The organism is Caulobacter sp. HJHS_5 (assembly GCF_056683955.1).
Genome location: NZ_JBWZNC010000001.1, coordinates 312,024 through 332,560, shown reverse-complemented (window position 1 = coordinate 332,560; position 20,537 = coordinate 312,024). Strand labels below are relative to the sequence as shown.

Annotated in this window: 20 protein-coding genes and 1 tRNA gene; 14 read left to right on the top strand and 7 right to left on the bottom strand. The window is 69.4% G+C overall.

What is annotated here, in order from left to right:
• The first annotated feature begins 86 nt into the window (after positions 1 to 86).
• On the top strand, positions 87 to 752 hold the full coding sequence (locus ACFLIT_RS01750; protein ID WP_479909453.1) for a hypothetical protein: 666 nt from the start codon (positions 87 to 89) through the stop codon (positions 750 to 752).
• Positions 753 to 977: 225 nt separating this feature from the next.
• Here ACFLIT_RS01750 and ACFLIT_RS01745 read toward each other — a convergent pair whose 3' ends face one another.
• Genes ACFLIT_RS01745 through dapA form a run of 3 tightly spaced genes read right to left on the bottom strand, consistent with a single transcriptional unit; the run spans position 978 to position 2,728 of the window.
• Positions 978 to 1,340, bottom strand: a complete 363-nt coding sequence (locus ACFLIT_RS01745; RefSeq protein ID WP_479909452.1) for an endonuclease domain-containing protein — start codon at positions 1,338 to 1,340, stop codon at positions 978 to 980.
• A gap of 50 nt (positions 1,341 to 1,390) precedes the next feature.
• Positions 1,391 to 1,843, bottom strand: a complete 453-nt coding sequence (gene smpB, locus ACFLIT_RS01740) for an SsrA-binding protein SmpB (RefSeq protein ID WP_479909451.1) — start codon at positions 1,841 to 1,843, stop codon at positions 1,391 to 1,393.
• The gene (dapA, locus tag ACFLIT_RS01735) at positions 1,844 to 2,728 is read right to left on the bottom strand and encodes a 4-hydroxy-tetrahydrodipicolinate synthase (RefSeq protein WP_479909450.1); all 885 of its coding nucleotides are present in this window, start codon (positions 2,726 to 2,728) and stop codon (positions 1,844 to 1,846) included.
• 215 nt (positions 2,729 to 2,943) lie between these two features.
• On the opposite strand from dapA, the gene ACFLIT_RS01730 reads away from it, so the two are divergent.
• The 5 genes from ACFLIT_RS01730 to ACFLIT_RS01710 all read left to right on the top strand — a co-directional run bounded on the left by ACFLIT_RS01730 (position 2,944) and on the right by ACFLIT_RS01710 (position 8,281).
• Positions 2,944 to 4,962, top strand: coding sequence for a lytic transglycosylase domain-containing protein (locus ACFLIT_RS01730; protein WP_479909806.1), 2,019 nt, complete (start codon positions 2,944 to 2,946; stop codon positions 4,960 to 4,962).
• A gap of 31 nt (positions 4,963 to 4,993) precedes the next feature.
• A complete protein-coding gene (locus ACFLIT_RS01725) occupies positions 4,994 to 5,905 on the top strand; it encodes a class I SAM-dependent rRNA methyltransferase (RefSeq protein WP_479909449.1) in 912 nt (303 codons plus the stop codon).
• Positions 5,902 to 6,693, top strand: coding sequence for a TrmH family RNA methyltransferase (locus ACFLIT_RS01720; protein ID WP_479909448.1), 792 nt, complete (start codon positions 5,902 to 5,904; stop codon positions 6,691 to 6,693). Before ACFLIT_RS01725 ends, ACFLIT_RS01720 begins: the two co-directional genes overlap by 4 nt.
• A gap of 81 nt (positions 6,694 to 6,774) precedes the next feature.
• Positions 6,775 to 7,794 carry a DUF6607 family protein gene (locus tag ACFLIT_RS01715; protein WP_479909447.1) on the top strand — a complete coding sequence of 340 codons (1,020 nt, stop codon included), beginning with the start codon at positions 6,775 to 6,777 and terminating at the stop codon, positions 7,792 to 7,794.
• Positions 7,795 to 7,936: 142 nt separating this feature from the next.
• Positions 7,937 to 8,281: a hypothetical protein gene (locus ACFLIT_RS01710; RefSeq protein WP_479909446.1), complete on the top strand. Its 345-nt coding sequence runs from the start codon at positions 7,937 to 7,939 to the stop codon at positions 8,279 to 8,281.
• Here ACFLIT_RS01710 and ACFLIT_RS01705 read toward each other — a convergent pair.
• Both ACFLIT_RS01705 and hrpB read right to left on the bottom strand, forming a co-directional pair.
• Positions 8,278 to 8,679 (bottom strand): SRPBCC family protein, encoded by a 402-nt coding sequence (locus tag ACFLIT_RS01705; RefSeq protein WP_479909445.1) that lies wholly within the window; start codon positions 8,677 to 8,679, stop codon positions 8,278 to 8,280. The genes ACFLIT_RS01710 and ACFLIT_RS01705 overlap by 4 nt on opposite strands.
• 38 nt (positions 8,680 to 8,717) lie before the next feature.
• Entirely contained in the window at positions 8,718 to 11,153 is a 2,436-nt protein-coding gene (gene hrpB / locus ACFLIT_RS01700) for an ATP-dependent helicase HrpB (RefSeq protein ID WP_479909444.1), read from the bottom strand.
• A 163-nt stretch (positions 11,154 to 11,316) separates the two neighbouring features.
• Between hrpB and ACFLIT_RS01695 the strand changes: the two genes are divergently transcribed.
• The 7 genes from ACFLIT_RS01695 (at position 11,317) to ACFLIT_RS01665 (ending at position 17,147) form a co-directional block, all read left to right on the top strand.
• Positions 11,317 to 12,864, top strand: a complete 1,548-nt coding sequence (locus ACFLIT_RS01695) for an amino acid permease (RefSeq protein ID WP_479909443.1) — start codon at positions 11,317 to 11,319, stop codon at positions 12,862 to 12,864.
• Between the two features lie 117 nt (positions 12,865 to 12,981).
• Positions 12,982 to 13,656 (top strand): MBL fold metallo-hydrolase, encoded by a 675-nt coding sequence (locus tag ACFLIT_RS01690; protein WP_479909442.1) that lies wholly within the window; start codon positions 12,982 to 12,984, stop codon positions 13,654 to 13,656.
• 93 nt (positions 13,657 to 13,749) lie between these two features.
• Positions 13,750 to 14,493 (top strand): response regulator, encoded by a 744-nt coding sequence (locus ACFLIT_RS01685; RefSeq protein ID WP_479909441.1) that lies wholly within the window; start codon positions 13,750 to 13,752, stop codon positions 14,491 to 14,493.
• The gene (locus ACFLIT_RS01680) at positions 14,490 to 15,845 is read left to right on the top strand and encodes an ATP-binding protein (RefSeq protein WP_479909440.1); all 1,356 of its coding nucleotides are present in this window, start codon (positions 14,490 to 14,492) and stop codon (positions 15,843 to 15,845) included. The genes ACFLIT_RS01685 and ACFLIT_RS01680 overlap by 4 nt, the downstream gene beginning before the upstream one ends.
• A gap of 83 nt (positions 15,846 to 15,928) precedes the next feature.
• Positions 15,929 to 16,615 carry an EF-hand domain-containing protein gene (locus tag ACFLIT_RS01675; RefSeq protein ID WP_479909439.1) on the top strand — a complete coding sequence of 229 codons (687 nt, stop codon included), beginning with the start codon at positions 15,929 to 15,931 and terminating at the stop codon, positions 16,613 to 16,615.
• A gap of 152 nt (positions 16,616 to 16,767) precedes the next feature.
• Entirely contained in the window at positions 16,768 to 16,905 is a 138-nt protein-coding gene (locus tag ACFLIT_RS01670; RefSeq protein WP_479909438.1) for a hypothetical protein, read from the top strand.
• Between the two features lie 26 nt (positions 16,906 to 16,931).
• Entirely contained in the window at positions 16,932 to 17,147 is a 216-nt protein-coding gene (locus tag ACFLIT_RS01665; RefSeq protein WP_479909437.1) for a KGG domain-containing protein, read from the top strand.
• 105 nt (positions 17,148 to 17,252) lie between these two features.
• Here ACFLIT_RS01665 and egtB read toward each other — a convergent pair whose 3' ends face one another.
• The gene (gene egtB / locus ACFLIT_RS01660) at positions 17,253 to 19,400 is read right to left on the bottom strand and encodes an ergothioneine biosynthesis protein EgtB (RefSeq protein WP_479909436.1); all 2,148 of its coding nucleotides are present in this window, start codon (positions 19,398 to 19,400) and stop codon (positions 17,253 to 17,255) included.
• 151 nt (positions 19,401 to 19,551) lie between these two features.
• Positions 19,552 to 20,217 (bottom strand): hypothetical protein, encoded by a 666-nt coding sequence (locus ACFLIT_RS01655; RefSeq protein WP_479909435.1) that lies wholly within the window; start codon positions 20,215 to 20,217, stop codon positions 19,552 to 19,554.
• A 145-nt stretch (positions 20,218 to 20,362) separates the two neighbouring features.
• Between ACFLIT_RS01655 and ACFLIT_RS01650 the strand changes: the two genes are divergently transcribed.
• Positions 20,363 to 20,453: transfer RNA gene (locus tag ACFLIT_RS01650), tRNA-Ser, on the top strand.
• Positions 20,454 to 20,537 lie beyond the last annotated feature (84 nt).

Sequence of the window (20,537 nt, the reverse complement as noted above, 5' to 3'; positions counted from 1 at the left end):
CCAACGTCAGCTAGGGGGCGATAGCCGCCGTCGTTTCCACCGCCTACGTCCGCTTCAGTCGTCGAGCTGGGTTACTCTGAACACAGATGCCCGCCCACCTCACCGCCACCGCAGTCGCTTCCAATCCCAACCCCGGTTGGGCGCGTCGAGTACTGCGTCAACAGTTGGACACTCTGTCTCGGCTGGCGGCCGTCGCGTGGCGGCTGATCGAGCAGCCGGCGCCTTCGGCGCCAACAGCGTCTATCTCCTCGGTTACGGCGCGCATTCTCAGCCTGCAAAACGCCCTGCGCCTGCATACCCGCGTCACCTGGGCCTTGCGTCTGATCGACGCCCTGCGCGCCAAGTTGCTCGTTGATCTCCAGGCCGTGGAGAGCGATCAGGCCCCCGCCCCGCCTGTTGAGACGCGGAGCTTCGCCGCCGAGGCCGAAGGCATCACGGCCGAAGACCCCGCCTGTTCCACCGATAAAGCCGAGCTTGTCGAACGTCCCGAACGCCGCGAAAGCCCAGAGCGCGAACGCTTCGGCTTCGGCCGCCGCGCCGGCGATAACGATCTCGCCGAAATTCTCCAACGGCCGACCGTCGAGATCATCGCCCTGATCTGCCGCGAACTCGGCCTGCCCGACGACTGGCCGCAACGCGCGGAGGCGGCGTGGGCGCGAAAAGCGGCCGAAGACGACACGCCCGAACACCTCCGCCCGCCGCCTCCAGGCGTCCCACCAAATCCGACCTGGGCTCTCGCCACCCCCTCGTGACGACTGGGGCCGCCGTCCGTCTTCACCTCCCCGCGCACCGCGAGGGAGGGCGCCGCCATTTTCAGACGCGCGCCCCTTCTCCCCTTGCGGGAGAAGGTGTCAGCGAAGCTGACGGATGAGGGGTCGCACCGGGCCATCCGGATGAGATGGGTCGAAGCGGGAAGGTCCGAGAAACCCCTCATCCGACCCCTTCGGGGCCACCTTCTCCCACAAGGGGAGAAGGATCTACTCGTCGCCGAACAGCCGGTCGGTATCTAAAGGGGCGTCGATCAAGCCGCGCAGACGCTGCAGAAGCTTCTCCGGTTCATCCACGATCTCGGCATTGGTCAGCCGCACCACCCGGAATCCTTGCTGTTCAAGCCACGCGTCGCGCTCGGCATCTTTCTCTGCATCGTGAAAAGGGCCGTCGGCTTCGATCACGATCCGATGCCGCATGCAGGCGAAATCGACGATGTAAGGTCCGAGCGGAACCTGACGCCGTACCTTCAGATTCTCCACCCGCCTGCCGCGCAGAAGGCTCCACAGCAGGCGCTCTGTAGCGGCCGGCGCCTTGCGCATTCTCCGGGCATGTCCAAGCCTCTTCGCCACGCGCCGACGCTATCCCTTCTCCCCTTGCGGGAGAAGGCGATTAGCACTCCCTAACCCTTGTCCCGCATCAGGCGGCCCTGTTCGCGTTTCCAGTCGCGGTCGGCCTCGGTGGCGCGTTTGTCGTGCAGCTTCTTGCCCTTGGCGACGGCGATCTCCAGCTTCGCCAGGCCCTTGTCGTTCCAATAGAGCTTGGTCGGGATCAGGGTCTGGCCCTCGCGCTGCACGGAGGCGAGCAGTTTGTCGATCTGCTTGCGATGCAGCAGCAGCTTCCGCGGCCGCCGGGGCTCGTGGTTGAAGCGGTTGCCGCCGGCGTAGGGCGGGATGTCGGCGTTGATCAGCACGATCTCGTCGCCTTCCACCGCCGCGTAGGATTCGGCGATGTTGGCCCGGCCGGTGCGAAGGCTCTTCACCTCCGTCCCGGTCAGGGCGATGCCGCACTCGACGAAATCCTCGAGGAAGTAGTCGTATCTGGCTCGCCGGTTCTCGGCGATCAGCTTGCTCACCTAAAGGACTCCGGCCTCGCGCATGAACTCGACGATTTGCGGGCGTACGTCGGCGCGGCACGGGGCGATCGGCAGGCGGGCGTCCTCGGCGCAGAGGCCGAGTTCGGCCAGCGCGTACTTGGTCGGCGCCGGCGAATTGTCGAAGAACAGACCCTTGTGCAGGTTGATCAGGCGGTCCTGCCAGTAGAGCGCGGTTTCCCACTGGCCCTGCAGGCAGGCGTTCATGAAGGCCGAGCAGGCTTCCGGGGCGACGTTGGCGGTGACGGAGATCACCCCGTGGCCGCCGTGGGCCATGTAGCCGAGGGCGGTCGGATCGTCGCCCGAGAGCATGATCCATTCCGGCCCGCACATCAGGCGCTGATGGCTGGCGCGGGAGATGTCGCCGGTGGCGTCCTTGATGCCGATGATGTTCGGCAGCTGCGACAGGCGCGCGAGCGTCTCGTTGGAGATGTCGCTGCCGGTGCGGCCCGGCACGTTGTAGACGAACACCGGCAGTTCGACGGCGTCGTTGATCGCCTTGAAGTGCAGGTACTGCCCCTCCTGGCTCGGGCGCACATAGTAGGGCGTCACCACCAGGGCGGCGTCGGCGCCGATGGCCTTGGCGTGGCGCACGAGTTCGATGGCTTCCTCGGTGGAGTTCGAACCGGCGCCGGCGATCACCGGCACGCGGCCCTTGGCCGTGCGCACGCACAGCTCGACGACGCGGCGGTGCTCCTCGTGGCTCAGGGTGGCGGTTTCGCCGGTGGTGCCGACCGGCACCAGGCCGTGCACGCCGCCGGCGATGGCGCGCTCGGTCAGCGCCACGAAGGCCGCTTCATCCACCTTTCCATCGCGAAAAGGTGTGACCAGCGCCGGCATGACGCCCTTGAAGTGAGACTGGATCATGAAAATTGCAAATCGCCGTGAGGATGGCCGCGCGTTGTTGCGGCCCGGGCCGGGGGCGACACAATATGATTTTGCGCCGGGCGTTCGCAAGCCGCCCGACGCTGAAGTTACGCTTCGAGGGGCGTCGGGCGAGAGGATCTGTAGTGCGGGTGATCTGGATTCAGCGGAGCGTTCTGGTCGGGGCTTCGATCGCGGTGCTCGCCGCCGCCGCGGCCATGGCGGCTCAGGAGCCCCAGCCCCGGACCGCGCCCGAGGCCCAGCCCGCGCTGGTCACCACGCCTCAGGCAACCTATCGCCAGCCGCTCAGCGACACGGACGCGGCCAACCTGCGCGCCGCCCTCACCGGCCGTTCGGCCGACCAGATCCGCGCCGCCCGTGATTCGCTGCAGGACCCGCTGGCCCGGAAAATCGCGCTGTGGGCGCTGGCCGACGGCGCGGCGGACTCCATGAGCTTCTTCGAGATCGATTCGGCCCGGCGCGATCTGGCCGGCTGGCCGCGCGCCGCCCGTCGCCAGGCCAACGCCGAAAAATTGCTCGAAACCTCCGGCCAGGATCCGGCCCGCACCATCGCCTGGTTCGGCGGCGAGCCCCCGGCGACGGCCGAGGGGGCCATGGCCCTGGCCTCGGCCCTGCGCATGCAGGGCAAGACCCAGGACGCCGCCGACCTGATCCGCCGCACCTGGCGCGACACCTCCTTCGAGTTGGACGCCCAGCGCGCCATGCTGGCCCGGTTCGGCGACGTGCTGACCGTCGACGACCACGCCAAGCGGGCCGACCTGCTGCTCTATGGCGCGCAGGGCCCCGCCGCGCGCGACATGGTCACCCTGCTGCCCGCCGACCAGCAGGCCGCCGCCCTCGCCCGCATCGCCCTGCGTTCGGGCGCGACCAACGCCAACGATCTCTATGCGGCGCTTACGCCGGAGCAGCAGGTCAGCCCCGGAGTGGCTTTCGAACGCGCCGGCTATCTGCGTCGCCGCGACGACCTGGCCGGGGCCCTGGCCCAGGTTCGCTATTTCGCCCCGCCGCCCAGCGACGACGCCGCCGCGCGCATGTGGTCCGAGCGGCGGGCGCTGGTCGGCGCCTCGCTGCGGGCGGGCGACTACCAGGGGGCCTACACGGCCGCCGCCAATGCGGGCCTGCCGTCCGGCGCCGACGCCGCGGAGGCCGAGTTCTTCGCCGGCTGGCTGGCCCTGACCCGCCTCAACAATCCGCGGGCCGCCGAGAAGCATTTCGCCAACCTGGCCGGCATCGGCTCGTCGCCGATCACCCGCGGCCGGGCGCTCTACTGGCAGGGCCGCGCCGCCGAGGCCCTGGGCGACGCCGTCGGGGCGGCCGGGTACTATGGCGACGGCGCGCGCCACATCACCACCTTCTACGGCCAGCTCGCGGCCGAGAAGGCGGGCATCAAGACCCTCACCCTCACCGCCGATCCGCAGATCACCTCCGCCGACCGCGCGCGCTTCGAGGGCCGCGAGCTCGTGCAGGTCGCGCGCCTGCTCGCCGAGGCCGGGCTGAAGGACCAGTTCCGCGCCTTCGTGCTCTATATCGACGACACCCTGCCGAGCGCCGAGGAAGAGGCGCTGCTGGTCGACCTGGCGCGCGGCTACAACGATCCGGACCTGGCGATGCGCGCCGTCCGCACGGCCGCGACGCGCGGCTTCGTCCTGCTCGAGCGCGGCTATCCGATCCTGCCCCGTCCGGACGCGCCGGACGGGGCGGAGCATGCCTATGCGCTCAGCATCGTCCGCCAGGAAAGCAACTTCGACCCCAACGCCCGCTCCGGCGTCGGGGCGCGGGGCATGATGCAGCTGATGCCGTCGACGGCCCAGATCGTCGCCCGGGGCCTCGGCGACTCCTACTCGGCCGACAAGCTGAGCGACGCGACCTACAACATGCGCCTGGGCAGCACCTATCTCGGCCAGATGGTCGGCCGCTTCAGCGGCTCCTATGTGCTGGCCTCGGCGGCCTACAACGCTGGGCCCGGCCGCCCCAGCCAGTGGGTGGGCCAGTGCGGCGACCCGCGCGCCTCCGGCACCGACGCCCTCGACTTCATCGAGTGCATCCCGTTCTCCGAGACCCGCAACTATGTGATGCGCACCATCGAGACGATGATGATCTACCGCGCGCGGCTGAACGGCGGCTCCACGCCGCTGAACCTCAGCGCCGAGCTGAAACGCGGCGGGTATGGCAACAGCTACGCCAGCACCGCGACCAGCCTGCCCGCCCAACAGTAGCGGACCGGCCTGCGATTGCGTATGCAGCCGCATGGCTTCCGACCCCATCGTTTCCGACGCGCCGACGGTGATGCGCACCACCGGCTGGGCCGACTACGCACTGGTCGACAGCGGCGACGGCCGCAAGCTCGAGCGATACGGCCGCTACAGCGTGGTGCGCCCGGAGCCGCAGTGCCTGTGGTCGCGCCGGTCGCCGGCGGCTTATGAGACGGCCGACGCGGTCTTCGATCCCAGCGACGAGGACGAAGCCGGACGCTGGCGCTTTTCCGCTCCCCCGGTCGAAAGCTTCCCGCTCGCCTGGCGCGACGTGAAGTTCCACGGGCGCTTCACCAACTTCCGCCACCTCGCCTTCTTCCCCGAGCAGGCCGCCAACTGGGAATATCTCGACGCCCAGGTCCGCGCCGCGCCGAAGAACGCCGACGGCGGCCCGCCGCGCGTGCTGAACCTCTTCGGCTACACCGGCGTCGCCAGCCTGGTGTGCGCGGCCGCCGGCGCGGCGGTGACCCACGTCGACGCCTCCAAGAAGTCGGTGCAGTGGGCGCGGGACAACGCCGCCCTGTCGGGCCTCGCCGACCGGCCGATCCGCTGGATCACCGAGGACGCCCGTCGCTACGCCCAGCGCGAGGCCCGGCGCGGCTCGCAGTACGAAGGCGTCATCCTCGACCCGCCGAAGTACGGCCGTGGGCCGGAAGGCGAGGTGTGGCGCCTGTTCGAGGACACGCCCGAACTGGTGCGCCTGTGCGCCGGCCTGCTGTCCCCCGACGCCCGCTTCCTGATCCTCAACGCCTACGCCGCTCGGATCAGCGGCCCGGCCCTGGCGGGCATGCTGGCCGAGGCGCTGGCCGGTCGCGGCGGCCGCATCGACTGGGGCGAACTGGCCCTGGTGCAGGAAGACGGCAAGCGCGAGATCGGCCTGTCGTTCTTCGCGCGGTGGTCGCGATGAGCGCGCGCACCATCACCTCCCTGTCCAATCCGACCGTGAAGTCGGTCCGCGCCCTGCACATGCGCAAGGAGCGGGAAGAGACGGGGCTGTTCCTGGCCGAGGGCTTGAAGATCGTCACCGAGGCGGTCGAGCTCGGCCACGCGCCGCGCTACCTGCTGCACGGACCGGACGCCGCCGATCATCCGCTCACCAAGGCGGCCGCCGCCAAGGCCCTGGCCAACGGCGGCGAGGTGCTGGAGGTGGGTCGCGACATCCTCGAGAAGGTGTCGCGCAAGGAGAACCCGCAGGCGGTGGTCGGCGTGTTCCGCCAGACCTTTACGCCGCTGTCGGCCATCGAGCCGGCCAGCGCGCCGTGCTGGGTCGCCCTCGAAGCCGTGCGCGACCCCGGCAATCTCGGAACCATCATCCGCACCGCCGACGCGGCCGGCTGCGGCGGGGTGATCCTGGTCGGCGATTGCGTCGATCCCTACGGCGTCGAGGCGGTGCGGGCGACCATGGGCTCGATCTTCGCGGTGAAGATCGCCAAGGCGGCCACGGCCGAGTTCCTGGCCTGGCGTCAGAGCTGGCGCGGCTCCGTGGTCGGCACCCTGCTGACCGCCCAGGTCGACCACACCGCCGCCGACTATCGCCGCCCGACGCTGATCGTCATGGGCAACGAGGCCCAGGGCATGACGGCGGAGATGGCCGCGGCCTGTGACCTGGCGGTGAAGATCCCCATGCGCGGACGGGCCGACAGCCTGAACCTCTCGGTGGCGACCGGCATCATGATCTATGCCGCGACAGCTTAGCCTTATCGGCTATTGATAATCACTCGCATATTGAGGCGTCCCGGCGTATGCAGGGGTGAAGCTTCGATTGTGCGAGTTCCAATGACCAAATCCTCCTTCGTCCTGGCGTTCGCCCTCGCCGCCCTGTCGGCCGCCCCCATCGCCGCCCAGGCCCAGGCGCCCTTCCCGGCCGGCCGCGCCGCCGCCGCTCCGGCCGATCGCGAGCGGGACCGTCAGTCGATCCTGGCCATGGCCGGCGACTATCGCGTGCGCTTCGACATGCGTGAGACCGTTTCGTTCGTGAAGGACTACAAGCCGCTCGAGGCCAAGGTCAGCGGCGGCTACGAGAGCGTGAGGGTGGTCGAGGACACTCCGAACCGCATCGTGCTGCAGCACCTGCTGGTGGCGACCGTCGAGGGCAAACCGATGGTCATCAAGCACTGGCGGCAGGACTGGGTCTACGAGCCGGCGACGGTGCTGACCTATGACCGCGCCAATCACTGGACCCTGGTTCCGGTCAGCACGGCGGACCGCGAGGGCGCCTGGTCGCAGACCGTCTGGCAGACCGACGACTCGCCTCGCTACGGCGGCGTCGGCCGCTGGGCCTACGCCGACGGCGTGACCCGCTGGACCTCCAACGAGACCTTGCGTCCCCTCGCCCGCCGCGACGCGGTGCGCAAGCCGCCCTACGACCACTACGTCGGCGCCAATCGCCACGCCTTGACCCCCAACGGCTGGGTGCACGAGCAGGACAACGCCAAGGTCGGGCTGAAGGACGGCAAGCCCCAGACCTACGCCCACGAAGTGGTGCTCAACACCTACGAGAAGTTCAACGGCTACGACGTCGCCGCCGGCGACAAGTACTGGGCCGCCACCAAGTCCTACTGGGCCGCGGTGCGGGCGGCCTGGGACAGGGTGATCGCCGCCGACAAGGGCGTCGGCGTCACCGAGGAGGCGCAGAACGGTTCGGTCACCGGCCCGAAGCTGATGGGGCTGGCGGACGACATCGCCGAGGGCAAGACCACCGAGCGCGCCGCCGTCGCCGAGGCCGAGGCGGTGATCCGCGGCTCCGAGCGCACCCGCCCGCTCGCGGCGCGGTCGGCGAACCAACCGGCAAGCTGAGCCAGCCCGGCAGAATCGCCCCGGCAAAGTCGGCCGACCAAATTGCCTTGGCCCTCGCAAGCCAATGATTTCATGGCGGTTTTCTAACAGCGCCGTTTGCACGGCGCTTGCTGGGCCTGGGCGTCCGCCACAGGAGCCCGCCATGCAGGTCTCGTCATCCTCGATGCTCGGTTCGCTTTTCGGCGGCGTGAGCAAGACGCCTTCAAAGGCGGGTCTCGACATGAGCTGGATGCAGGCCGAGCCGGCCAAGGACAGCCAGTCCGCCGCCCGCGCCGAGTTCGGCGACTACATGAAGCTGTCGCCGGCCGAGAAGATGCGCGCCGCCATGCTCAAGCGGCTGGGCGTGACCGAGGAAGAGTACAAGGCGATGAGCGCCGAGGACCGCAAGGCGATCGACAAGCAGATCGAGGAGATGATCAAGGAGGAGGTCAAGGCCTCTGTCGAGAAAGAGAACCACAAGGGCCTCTTCGCCGACGTGAAGGTCTAGTCGGCTTCCAGCAGGCGCTTCAGCGTTTCGAGATCGGCGCGCACCGCCTCGGCGTCGCGCGCGAACATTTCGTCTGTCATGTCCGGCTGGCGAAGCAGGGTCAGCGAAACCTCGACGCCGCTTCCGTTCCGGATCATCCGCAGCGGGATGTAGATCTCGGGCTTGCCCGGCAGCCGCACATGGTGATCGAGCACGCCATGGGGATTGCGGGCGGTGAAGGTGACGCGCGCCTCGCCCTCGGGAGTGTCGGCCACCCAACCGCGTCGCGTCCTGTGCAAGCTCGTGGCCAGCCCCGCCGCCCATTGCATGAAGCTTTCCGGCCGATGGGCGAAATCGTAGGCCGCCTCATAGGGCGCATCGATGCTGATGCTCAGGGTCTGGGCTTCGTGCAGGGCCATCGCGTCCTCCGATAGGCGATCAACGCCAAGCCGACCGATCAGGTCCCGCGCGGCTTGGCCCGGGTGGTCGGCGGCGCCTCCAGCGGGTTTTCCGGCCAGGGATGCCGAGGATAACGCCCGCGCAGGTCGGCGCGCACAGCCTTCCAGGAACCGCGCCAGAAGCCGGGCAGATCCTTGGTCACCTGGATTGGACGCCGAGCAGGCGAGAGCAAGGCCAGGGTGAGCGGCACGCCGGCCACGGTCGGATGGCTGTCGAGGCCGAACAGCTCCTGCGCGCGAACCTCGACGCGCGGGCCGCCCTCGGCGGCGTAGTCGATACGGCAGCCGGTGCCCGTCGGCGCGGTCCAACTGGATGGAACGTCACGGTCCAGCCGCTGGAGCGCGTCCCAAGGGATCAGCGCGCGCAGGGCGTCGGTCAGGTCGGCGTCGGTCAGCTGCGACAGGGATGAGCGGCCCGCGAGCAGCGGGGCCAGCCAGTCGCCCAGCTGATCCATCAGCGCCGCGTCGGAAAGATCGGCCGCCGTGGCGTCGGCCGCGTGCAGGAAGGCGGCCCGCGCCCGCAGCGCCTCGGATCGTTCGCCCCAGGGCAGCGTCGCGAGACCGTTGCGGCGGACTTCACCCAGCAGGGCGGCGGCGATCATCACCGGGTCAGGCCGCTCGACCACCCGTTCCTCGACGACGATCTCGCCGAGCTTCAGGCGGTTGAGCGCCTTGAGGCGGCCCTTGGCGTCCGGCTCCAGCACGTCTTCGCGGGTCATGCGGTCGGCGAAGGCCGTGCGCAGCTCCGCCTCGTCGAGCGGCGCCGCCAGCAGCACGCGATCCCGCGCCGCCCCGCCGCCCAGCTCGGCCACCGCCAGCCAGGGCTCGCGCGCCAGGGCGTCCGTCGGTTCGACGAAGACCCCCCGACCGTTGGCGAGACGATATTCCCCTACCCCGCCACGCTGGCGGGCGATGCGCTCGGGATAGGCCTCGGCCAGCAGCAGGCCGTCCGAGCGTTTGGATTCGCCGGTCGCGGGACCGGCGGCCTTGGCCCAACGGGCGGCGAGCGCGGCGGCGTCGCGGCCTCGTCCGCCCTGCTCCTTGGCGAAACGGTCGAGGCGGTGACGCAGGTCAGCGTCCTTGCCGCCGAGGCCTTGCTCCGTCAGCACGGCCGCGATGCGGGCCGCGCGCTCGCCCTGGCCGGCGGCGGCGCCTTTCAGCACCATGTGGGCGAGGCGCGGCGGCAGCGGCAGGCGGGCGATGGCCTTGCCGTGCGGCGTCAGGGCGCCCTCGGCGTCGAGCGCCTGCAATTGAACCAGCAAGCGGCGCGCCTCGGCGAAGGCTCCCGTCGGCGGCGGGTCGAGAAAGGCCAGGCCCGAGGCGTCGCGCGCGCCCCAGGCCGCGAGGTCCAGCGCCAGGCCCGAAAGGTCGGCCTCGAGAATTTCCGGACGGGCGAAGGGCGGCAGGCTGCGGGTTTCCGGCTCGTCCCACAGCCGCCAGCAGACCCCCGGCTCGGTTCGCCCCGCGCGACCGCGCCGCTGATCGGCGGCGGCGCGCGAGACGCGGACCGTCTCCAGCCGCGTGAGGCCTTGGGCGGGATCGAAACGCGGTACGCGCGCCAAACCGCTGTCGATCACGCCGCGCACGCCCTCGATGGTCAGGCTGGTTTCGGCGATGGAGGTGGCGAGCACCACCTTGCGGCGGCCGGGCGCGGCGGGCGCGATCGCGCGGTCCTGCTCGGCGGGATCGAGCGCGCCGTAGAGCGGCGCGATATCGACGGTGTGATCGGTGATCCGCTCCCGCAGGCGCTCGGCCGTCCGCCGGATCTCGCCCTGTCCCGGCAGGAACACCAGCAGGCTGCCCGGCTCCGAGGCCAGGGCGCGAGCGACGGCCTTGGCGACCTGATCCTCGATGCGCTCACGGGAATCCTTGCCGACGTAACGGGTGTCGACCGGGTACATCCGCCCCTCGCTCCGAACGATCGGGGCGTCGTCCAGCAGGGCGGAGATGCGCGCGCCGTCGAGCGTGGCGCTCATCACCAACAGGCGGAGGTCGTCTCGCAGAAGGCCCTGGCTGTCGCGCGTGAGCGCTAGGCCGAGGTCGGCGTCGAGGCTGCGTTCGTGAAACTCGTCGAAGATCACCCCCGCCACGCCGTCCAGCGCCGCGTCGTCCTGCAGCATGCGGGTGAAGACGCCCTCGGTGACGACCTCGATCCGCGTGCGGGCCGAGACGCGCGATTGCAGGCGCACGCGAAAGCCGACCGTTTCCCCCACCGCCTCGCGCAGCGTTTGCGCCATGCGGGCCGCCGCCGCGCGAGCGGCCAAACGCCGCGGCTCCAGCATCACGATCTTGCCGTCGCCGACCCAGGGCTGGTCGAGCAGGGCCAAGGGCACGACCGTGGTCTTGCCCGCGCCGGGCGGGGCGACCAGCACCGCGGCGTTGCGCGCCGCCAGCGCGGCCTTGAGGTCTTCGAGCACCGCGTGGATCGGCAGCATGCGGCCGCTCTAGCGACGCCAAGCGCCCTCGCCAAGCACAGATCGTGCGCGGCATTTGCATCTGACGGCATGGCGCTTGACCGCGCGCCCGGAAGCGCGCCAGCTTCGCCCCAAACAAAATACCATACGGGCCCTTGGGGGCGCCCGGGGGTGAGGAGTCTCAATGAACAAATGGCGCATCAAGTCGCTGGATTCGATCCTGGCGACCGCCGAAAAGAAGTCGCTGCACCGATCGCTCGGCCTCTTCCAACTGACCATGCTCGGTATCGGCAGCGTCATCGGCACCGGCATCTTCGTGCTGACGGCCGAGGCGGCCCAGAAGGCCGGTCCGGGCATGATGATTTCCTTCATCGTCGCCGGCGCCGTCTGTGTCGTGGCGGCCCTCTGTTACGCCGAACTCGCATCGATGGTGCCGGTCGCCGGCTCGGCCTACACCTACTCCTACGGCGTGATGGGCGAATTGATCGCCTGGCTGGTGGGATGGGCCCTCATCCTTGAATACGCCCTCGGCGCATCGGCCGTCGCCGTCGGCTGGTCCGGCTTCGCAACCGGCCTGATCGAGAAGGGCCTCGGCATCGACCTGCCGGCCTTCCTGACGACAGGCCCTTACGCGCCGGGCGGCTTCATCAACCTGCCGGCGATGATCATCTCGATCCTGGTCACCACCCTGCTGGTGATCGGCACCAGCGAGAGCGCCAAGGTCAATTCGATCCTGGTCGCGGTGAAGGTGCTGGCCCTGACGGCCTTCATCGCCCTCACCCTCCCGCTGCTGAAAGGTCAGAACTTCACGCCGTTCACGCCGCTGGGCTGGGGCAATCCGCTTGGTACGAGCGGGCTTGGCGTGCTCGGCGCCGCCGCCTCGATCTTCTTCGCCTACGTCGGCTTCGACGCGGTCTCGACCGCCGCCGAGGAAACCAAGAACCCGCAACGTAACGTGCCGCTCGGCCTGATCCTGTCGCTCGGCATCTGCACCATCTTCTACCTCCTGGTCGCCGCCGGGGCGATCGGGGCCTACGGCGCCCAGCCGGTTTACGGCCCGAACGGCGAAATCCTCGGCCCCGGCTCGGTCGAACTGGCCGCCCGCTGCGCGACCCTGGCCCAGAGCGCGCACGAGCCGCTGGTCTGCTCGCGCGAAGCCCTGGCGCACGTGCTCCGCAGCGTCGGTCATCCGTTTGTCGGCAACCTGCTCGGCATCGCCGCGATCATCGCCCTGCCCTCGGTGGTCCTGGCCATGATGTATGGCCAGACGCGGGTGTTCTTCGTGATGGCCCGCGACGGTCTGCTGCCGGGCGTGCTCTCCAAGGTGCATCCGAAGTTCAGGACGCCGCACGTCGTGACCATCGTCACCGGCGCCTTCGTCACCGTGGCCGCGGCCTTCGTGCCGGTGGGCAAGCTGGCGGACTACTCCAACTCGGGCACCCTGTTCGCCTTCGCCCTCGTGGCCGTGGCGGTGATGATCCTGCGCAAGCGGGCTCCGGACCGTCATCGTCCGTTCCGCACGCCGCTGATCTGGATCGTCGCGCCGCTGGCGGTGATCGGCAGCACGGTGCTGTACCTGTCGCTCGGCCTGACCGCCAAGCTGGTGCTGCCGGCGTGGGGCGTCGTCGGCCTGATCGCCTACTTCGCTTATGGCTACCGCAACAGCCACGTGGCCAAGGGAATCACCGAGGCCGTGCCGCTGAACGAAGACGCGCCGGGCGGACCCGCCTAGGGGGTCCAGGCGCTGGACAAGCGAAGGCCCGGGCGGCGACGTCCGGGCCTTCGGCTTATGACGCCCCTTCCCTTCGCCTCGCCGACGCCCGATCTTCGCGGCGTCGAGGAGTCATCGTTGAACGCCCCCAGTCCCCCCATCGGCGCCCTGATCGCGCCGGTCACGCCCCTGCAGCAGAACTGCACCATCGTCTGGTGCGCCAGAACCCGGAAGGCGGCGGCGATCGATCCCGGCGGCGAGGTTCCGCGCCTGCTTCAGACGCTCGACGACAACGGCCTGACCCTGGAAAAGATCTGGATCACCCATGGCCACCTCGACCACGCGGGCGGCGCGGCGGAACTGAAACTCAAGACCGGCGCGCCCATCGAAGGGCCGCACCGCGACGACCAGTTCTGGATCGACGACATCGGCGTTTCGGCCGAGCGTTGGGGCATGCCCGAGGCCCGCATGTTCGAACCCGACCGCTGGCTGGAGGACGGCGATGTCGTCACCCTCGGCGAGACCGAGTTCGAGGTGCGCCACTGTCCGGGCCACACGCCGGGCCACGTGATCTTCTTCCACCGCGAAGCGCGTTTCGCCCAGGTCGGCGACGTGCTGTTTCAGGGTTCGATCGGCCGCACCGATTTCCCCCGCGGTGATCTCGACGATCTGCTGGGCGCGATCACCGGCAAGCTCTGGCCCCTCGGCGACGATGTGCAGTTCGTGCCGGGACACGGGCCGATGTCGAGTTTCGGGGCCGAACGCCGGTCGAACCCCTATGTCGCCGATCACATTCTGGCCCGTCGAGGGTGAGGCCATGAGCCTGCGTCAGCCCGCCGCTGGCGGATGTTTCTCCTGTTACAACCGTGACATGCGGGTGAGACGCGGGCGTGGAAAAAGGAGACCATGAGTATGGTCCCAGAGTCCGAACGCGGAGGCGGCGCTCGTATCCTGATGGTCGATGACGACCCCGGGATTCGCGATGTCGTGTCCGATTTCCTTGGCCGGCATGGCTTCACAGTAGAGACCGCCGGCGACGCACGGGGCATGGAGCAGGTGCTGGCCCGCGGCCCGGTCGACCTGATCGTGCTCGACGTGATGATGCCCGGTGAAGACGGCCTTTCGATCTGCCGGCGTCTGGCGGCGCAGAACGGTCCCCCCGTGATCATGCTGAGCGCCATGGGCGAGGAGACCGACCGCATCGTCGGCCTGGAGCTCGGCGCCGACGACTATCTGCCCAAGCCCTGCAATCCGCGCGAACTGCTCGCCCGGGTGCGCGCGGTTCTGCGTCGCCGCCACGAGCCGCGCGGCGCGGTCGCCGACGGCACGGTGGGGGCCGGCTGCGGCTTCGCCGGCTGGTGGCTGGACCTCGTGCGCCGCGAGCTGCGCTCGCCGCAGGGGGTGGTGGTCAATCTTTCCAGCGGCGAGTTCTCGCTGCTCCGCGCCTTCGTGGAGCGGCCGCAGCGGGTGCTGACCCGCGATCAACTGCTCGATCTGGCCCGTGGCCGGGAGTCCGAAGCCTACGACCGGGCCATCGACGTGCAGATCAGCCGGCTGCGCCGCAAGCTGGACGACAGCGCGGGCGACCTGATCCGCACCGTACGCTCGGAAGGCTATATGTTCACTGCGAAGGTGACGCGCAGCGCATGAGACCGTCGCTTCGTCAGCGGCTCGGTTCGGGTCCCCTGTTTCTGCAGGCCATCGGTCTGGTGATCGTGACGCTGATGGCGTCGCAGATCGTCAGCACGATCTTCCTCATGCGCGTGCCGCAGCCGCCGCCGGACGTCTATCGCGCCAGCGAGGTGGCCCAGGCCCTGCGCACGCGCCAGCGCGCCGACGCGCGCGAAGGCCGTTCCATCGTCGTCAAGACCACCAACAACATCCGCGGGGCCGGCGAGGACAATCGCCGCGAACAGGAATTCAAGCACGTGGTGGCCGAGCAGTTGGCCATCGACCCGACGCGGGTGCAGATCTGGACCGACCCGGGCCCGCGCTTCGTCCTGCGCGATCGCCGACCGCCGCGTAAGGAGATCGACAACCGTCGCCGCCCCGGGTTCGAGGAGCCGGTGGTGTTCGGCGACTTCGAAGTGGCCGTGCTGCAGCCCGATGGGTTCTGGCTGGCCGCCTCGCCGGATCATCGCTTCCGCTTGGCGCCGTGGCAGCAGCGCATCCTGTTGATCAACCTGCTGTCCGCCCTGATCGTCTCGCCCCTGGCCTGGCTGTTCGCCCGCCGGATGGCCGCGCCCCTGGCGACCTTCGCCCGCGCCGCGGAGCAGCTTGGCCGCGATCCCAATGCGCCGCCGCTGGAAATGGGCGGTTCGACCGAAGTGGTTTCCGCCGTCGCTTCGTTCAACCAGATGCAGCGTCGCCTGCGCCGCTACGTCGAAGACCGGACGGCCATGGTCGGGGCCATCGCGCACGACTTGCGCACGCCGTTGACCCGTCTGCGCTTCCGGATCGAGGGCGCGCCCGACGATGTGCGCGCGAAGTCGATCGGCGACATCGATCAGATGGACGAGATGATCTCGGCGGCCCTCGCCTTCGTCCGCGACGCGACGCAGCCCGGCGACCGCAGCCAGTTGGAGCTGGCCTCCCTGCTTGAGACCGTGTTCGACGACGCGGCCGAGAGCGGCGCCGATGTGAAGGTCGAGCGCTCCGAGAAGGTGATCATTCGCGGCGACTCCATGGCGCTGCGCCGCCTGATTTCGAATCTGGTCGAGAACGCCCTGAAGTTCGGCGGCCAGGCGCGCGGCCGCCTGAGCCGAGACGATGGCCACGCCATCATCGAGATCGAGGACGACGGCCCCGGCGTGCCGCCGGAAGAGATGGAGCGGGTGTTCGAGCCCTTCTATCGCAGGGAGCCGTCGCGAAACCGGGAAACCGGCGGGATCGGCCTCGGCCTGGCGGTGGTGCGCACCATCGCCCGCGCCCACGGCGGCGACGTCATTCTGACAAATCGTGAAGGCGGTGGGCTGACGGCGCGGGTCAGCCTCCCCATCTAGCGGCAGGCCACGCTTTCGCCGCGCCATCCGCGCTGGATGGTTATAGGAATTCCGGGGCCGGTCGTTTGTGGTTCGGAGAGCCGATGCGCGTCTTGTTGTTCGCCTGCCTAGCCGCCGCCATGGCGGGCGAAGCCGTGGCTCAACAGATCGACCTGCTGGACCCGCCGCCGCCGCGCCGCGCGCCGCGCGAAGCCCGGCCACCGCCCAGCGCGCCTCGCGAAAACCTGTTCATCGCCCCTTCCGGCGAACCGTTCCGCGCCCCGCCCGGCGCCGCCTATCCGGTCGGGGCGTGGTTCGCCCGCGCCGACGCCGACCATGACGGTCGACTGACCCTGACGGAGTTCGTCGAGGACTCCCTGATCTTGTTCAAGCAGCTCGACACCAACAAGGACGAGGTCGTCGACGGCTTCGAGGCCGGCGCCTACGAAAAGACGATCGTGCCGGAACTGTCGGCCCAGCGCGCCGACCTCGGTTACCGCGCGCCGGAGCGCCGCGGCCGCACCGGCGGCTTCCTCGGCTTCGGCGGACGCCCAGCCCCGATCAGGACGGCGGAGGGTGCGGCCCTGTACGGTCTGATCAATGAACCGCAACCGGTGAGCGGGAGCGACGGCGATCTCGATCGGCGCATCACGCTCGCCGAAGCGACCACCGCGGCCATGCGACGGTTCCGCCGCCTCGACACCGATAATGACGGCGTGCTGCGTCTGGAGACGCTGCCGAAGACCCCGGCCCAGACCCAACTCGAACTTGGTCGAGAAGCCAGCCGCTAAGGCCTGAAAACACCCGCCAAAGTCGCCCGGACGGCCAGCTCGAATCACGGCTTTCGACGTGGAAGCGAGGGCGCAAGCGTTTTAATGCGCCGCTTCCATGAAACCCATTCGCACTTTCACCGGTTAAGCCTCTGTTCCGCTTGAGGCTGCCGATGCCCGACCCCGAAATCCCGCCGCCGGACACTGACGTCCCAACGCCAGAGATCGATCCCGCCGACGCGCCCCAGGAAGTTCCGGCTCAGGAACCGAAGCTGCCGGACGACGGCCGCGCCGTCGATACGACCCCTTAGCCCCCGCTTAAGTCTTGGAGGAAGACATGGCCCTCGATACCGACCGACCGACTGGCCGAGGTCGCCGCGGATTTGCGGCGATGGACCCGGCTCGCCGCCGGGAAATCGCCCGCAAGGGCGGCGCCAGCGTACCCGGAGAGAAGCGCAGCTTCGCTCGCGACCGCGACCTGGCCGCCAACGCGGGCCGCAAAGGCGGCTCGTCCTCACGCGGCGGCGGACGCCCGCCGCTCGGCGAAAGCTGAGTTCAAGACCTTTGAGCAGGACCGACGGGGCAGGTCCTGCTTTCTCTCTTGAGGGCGCCGCACCGCGTGCGAGCGCCTCTCCGCGCGTGCGAAGACGCGCCGCCTTCAGACCGCCGACAGCAGGAAGATGCCGAACTGCGGCGCGTGGCTGATCCACTTCCGCATCACCGACCAACCGCCGCGTTCGGCCAGGGCCGCGAAGCCCTCGGGCGTGAACTTGTACGAGTTCTCGGTATGCAGGCCCTCGCCCGCCCGGAACCGGAAGGTTCGGTCCAGCACGCGCACCGCCTGATCCCGCGTGCTCATCAGCCACATCTCCATCCGGCTCGCGCCAGGATTCCACACGGCGCGATGGTCAAAGGCGGCGACATCGAAATCACCGTCGAGTTCGCGGTTGATCCGGGTCAGGAGGTTGCGGTTGAAGGCGGCCGTCACGCCCGCCGCGTCGTCATAGGCGGCGACCAGCGTCGCCTCGTCCTTGACCAGATCCGCGCCGACGATGAACTGCGCGCCCGAGCCGAGCAGGCCGCGCGCCCGAACCAGGAATTCGACCGCGTCGCTTGGGGCGAAGTTGCCGATGGTCGAGCCTGGGAAGAAGCCCGTGCGCGGCCGGCCTCTGGCCGCCTCCGGCAACGACAGCGCGGCGGTGAAATCGTCGGCCAGGGGGCTGACGATCAGGCGTGGATAGTCGGCTTCAATGGCCGCCGCGGCCTGGGCCAGGGCGTCCGGACTGATGTCGATCGGCACATAGACGGCGGCCTGGGGCGCGGCGTCGAGCAGGACGCGGGTCTTCAGGCTGGCGCCGCTGCCGAACTCGACCAGCACGGCGCCGTCGGAGATGTGGGCCGCGATCTCGGGCGCGGCCTGCTTGAGCAGGGCCAACTCCGTGCGTGTCGGGTAATATTCCGGCGTCTCGCAGATCGCCTCGAACAGGCGCGAGCCTTCGTCATCGTAGAAGTACTTGGGCGGCAGGGCCTTGGTAGGCTGCGACAGCCCCTCGATCACGTCCTCGGCGAAGTTGGCGCTCGGCGTCACGATCTTCTCCGCTGCGTCCTTGGCCAGGCGCACGCCGCTGAACATCCAGCGCTGCGCGGGGTGGAAGAAATTGCGGTAGGTCGCGCGAGCATGCCCCGGCGGCGTGATCGAGGCCCCGCCGCGCAAGGTCATCTGTCCGCTCATGAACTTGCCGTTGTACTCGCCCACCGCGCCCGGGCCGGGATGGAAGCCCGGATAGGCGTCGTAGGCGCTGCGGGTCCATTGCCAGGCCTGATCGTAGAGCTGCGTGAGAGCCTCGCCTGAAGCGGCGGCGTGCTCCCATTCCGCCTCGGTCGGCAGGCGCGCGCCGGCCCATTCGGCGAAGGCGGCCGCCTCGTAGTAGCTGACGTGGAGCACGGGCGCGCGGGGATCGACCGGCAGGCGGCCTTCGAGGCCCAGGGTCGACCAGCCGCCCTTCTCCTGTCGCCAGTAGAACGGCGCCTGCCAGCCCTCGGCCTGCACCGTCGCCCAGCCGTCGGAGAGCCAGAGTTCCGGCCGCCGATAGCCGCCGTCCTGCATGAAGGCCAGCCACTCGCCGTTGGTCACCAGACGGTCGGCGACGGCGAAGGGCTGCAGATAGACCTTGTGGCGGGGTGTCTCGTTGTCGAAGGCGAACCCGCGTCCCTGGGCGCCGATCTCGACCACCCCGCCCTCGAAGCGCCGCCAACGCGCCGTCGCGACGGCTGGGAATTTCGGGGCCGCGCCCGATCGGTAGGCGGGCGACAGGATCGACCGAGAAAACAGATGCAGCACGTCCATCAGGATCAGCTCCTGATGCTGCTCCTCATGGGCGAGACCGAGTTCGACCAGGGCGGTGAGCCCCGGCGGCAAGTCGGCCAGCAGCCGCGTCATGCCGGCGTCGACATGGGCGCGGTAGGCCAGCACCTCGCTCGCCGACGGTCGCGTGATCAGCCCGCGTTCGGGACGCGGCTGCCGGGGGCCGACGGCCTCGTAGTAGGAATTGAACAGATAGCCGAACGCCGGATCTAACGGCTTGTAGCCCTCGAGATGCGGCGTCAGCAGGAAGGTCTCGAAGAACCAGCTGGTGTGGGCCAGGTGCCACTTGGTCGGGCTGGCGTCCGGCATAGACTGGGCCGCCTGATCCTCGGGGCTCAGGGGCGCGGCCAGGGCTTCCGTCCCCGCGCGCACCTCGCGGAAGCGGCGTCCCAGTTCACTGGCGATGTCGGCAATCAGGGGGGCGTCGTCGCTCGGCGTCATCGTCCGGCCTCCAGCACAGCGCCGGCCCGGCCGACGAATCCACGAACGGCTTGAAAGCCCAAGCCCCCGGCGGCCAGAACGCCGCCGGGGACCAGGAGTTCCTACCTTGTCCGCCCGCAAGCTGGCGGGCGGGGACGTCAGATTCGGACGGTCAGTTCGGCGCGAAGCAGAACAGATAGCCGGCGCCGCCGGTGGCCACGAGGTCGGCCTGGCTGCAGGCGCGGCTGTTGTGGGCCGAGTTCCACGAGGTCGGATCGTCGCCGCCGCCCTGGCGGTCGAAGTGACCCACGCGGGCCATGCCGGCGCTGCTGCTCGTCCAGTTGTTGCAGGTCAGGGGCTGGCCTTCGGCGTTGGTCGCCAGGGTGCCGTCCTTCTTCGAGCCGGTGAGGATGTCGTGCTCGTTCGGCGTGTCGCCGCGCCCCTTCACCATCGTCCCCTTCTCGGTCAGCTCGTTGGCCTTGCTCATGTTGGGCGCTTCGCCGTGCAGGTCGGCGAGGTTCTTGGCCACCTCGACGCCGTGGGCGTTGTACCAGGGGCCAGCGCCGATGCGGTCGCGGGCGTTCACCGCCCCGGCCCCGCCAGTGCTGAGGTAGGCCTTCCAATTGGTCTTCGGCGAACCGGCCGCCTTGGCCAGTTGCGCGCAATGGGCGTCGGCGCCGGCCAGGCCGCCGAGATCGGCGCCCTTGCCCGAGCCCACGCTGGTGATGAAGAAGCTCATTTTCGCCGGTTGCAGGGCGTTTTGGGCCCAAACGCCCACGCCGCCCGCGAGCGCCAGGGCCATCGCCCCTGCCGCCATCGCCATGGTCCTGCCGTTCATGCCGCCTCTCCCTGTTGGCTGCTGTCGTCAATTCCCCTGGTAGCGGCGGGATGTGACAAGCCGCCGCACCCCACGTCAAGGCAAGCCGTTTGCGAACCCCCGATTGCCAGCCCGGATCGAACAGGCTATCGACCCCCTCGCTGATGGAGCTGTGGCCGAGAGGCTGAAGGCACCGCTTTGCTAAAGCGGCATACCCCTAAAGGGTATCGAGGGTTCGAATCCCTCCGGCTCCGCCAGCCTTTCCTTTCCAAAATTTAACCTGCGACGGGGCGAAATTCGCTTCCACCGCCCCGCGAGGTGGAGGAAATCTCCCTGTATCT

Excerpts from the sequence above, each read along its gene's own strand:
- dapA (WP_479909450.1), bottom strand. The coding sequence starts at position 2,728 with ATGATCCAGTCTCACTTCAAGGGCGTCATGCCGGCGCTGGTCACACCT.
- ACFLIT_RS01680 (WP_479909440.1), top strand. The coding sequence starts at position 14,490 with ATGAGACCGTCGCTTCGTCAGCGGCTCGGTTCGGGTCCCCTGTTTCTG.
- ACFLIT_RS01750 (WP_479909453.1), top strand. The coding sequence starts at position 87 with ATGCCCGCCCACCTCACCGCCACCGCAGTCGCTTCCAATCCCAACCCC.
- egtB (WP_479909436.1), bottom strand. The coding sequence starts at position 19,400 with ATGACGCCGAGCGACGACGCCCCCCTGATTGCCGACATCGCCAGTGAA.
- ACFLIT_RS01710 (WP_479909446.1), top strand. The coding sequence starts at position 7,937 with ATGCAGGTCTCGTCATCCTCGATGCTCGGTTCGCTTTTCGGCGGCGTG.
- ACFLIT_RS01665 (WP_479909437.1), top strand. The coding sequence starts at position 16,932 with ATGGCCCTCGATACCGACCGACCGACTGGCCGAGGTCGCCGCGGATTT.
- ACFLIT_RS01720 (WP_479909448.1), top strand. The coding sequence starts at position 5,902 with ATGAGCGCGCGCACCATCACCTCCCTGTCCAATCCGACCGTGAAGTCG.
- hrpB (WP_479909444.1), bottom strand. The coding sequence starts at position 11,153 with ATGCTGCCGATCCACGCGGTGCTCGAAGACCTCAAGGCCGCGCTGGCG.
- ACFLIT_RS01675 (WP_479909439.1), top strand. The coding sequence starts at position 15,929 with ATGCGCGTCTTGTTGTTCGCCTGCCTAGCCGCCGCCATGGCGGGCGAA.
- ACFLIT_RS01695 (WP_479909443.1), top strand. The coding sequence starts at position 11,317 with ATGAACAAATGGCGCATCAAGTCGCTGGATTCGATCCTGGCGACCGCC.
- ACFLIT_RS01730 (WP_479909806.1), top strand. The coding sequence starts at position 2,944 with ATGGCGGCTCAGGAGCCCCAGCCCCGGACCGCGCCCGAGGCCCAGCCC.
- ACFLIT_RS01670 (WP_479909438.1), top strand. The coding sequence starts at position 16,768 with ATGCCCGACCCCGAAATCCCGCCGCCGGACACTGACGTCCCAACGCCA.
- ACFLIT_RS01715 (WP_479909447.1), top strand. The coding sequence starts at position 6,775 with ATGACCAAATCCTCCTTCGTCCTGGCGTTCGCCCTCGCCGCCCTGTCG.
- ACFLIT_RS01655 (WP_479909435.1), bottom strand. The coding sequence starts at position 20,217 with ATGAACGGCAGGACCATGGCGATGGCGGCAGGGGCGATGGCCCTGGCG.
- ACFLIT_RS01705 (WP_479909445.1), bottom strand. The coding sequence starts at position 8,679 with ATGGCCCTGCACGAAGCCCAGACCCTGAGCATCAGCATCGATGCGCCC.
- ACFLIT_RS01685 (WP_479909441.1), top strand. The coding sequence starts at position 13,750 with ATGAGTATGGTCCCAGAGTCCGAACGCGGAGGCGGCGCTCGTATCCTG.
- ACFLIT_RS01725 (WP_479909449.1), top strand. The coding sequence starts at position 4,994 with ATGGCTTCCGACCCCATCGTTTCCGACGCGCCGACGGTGATGCGCACC.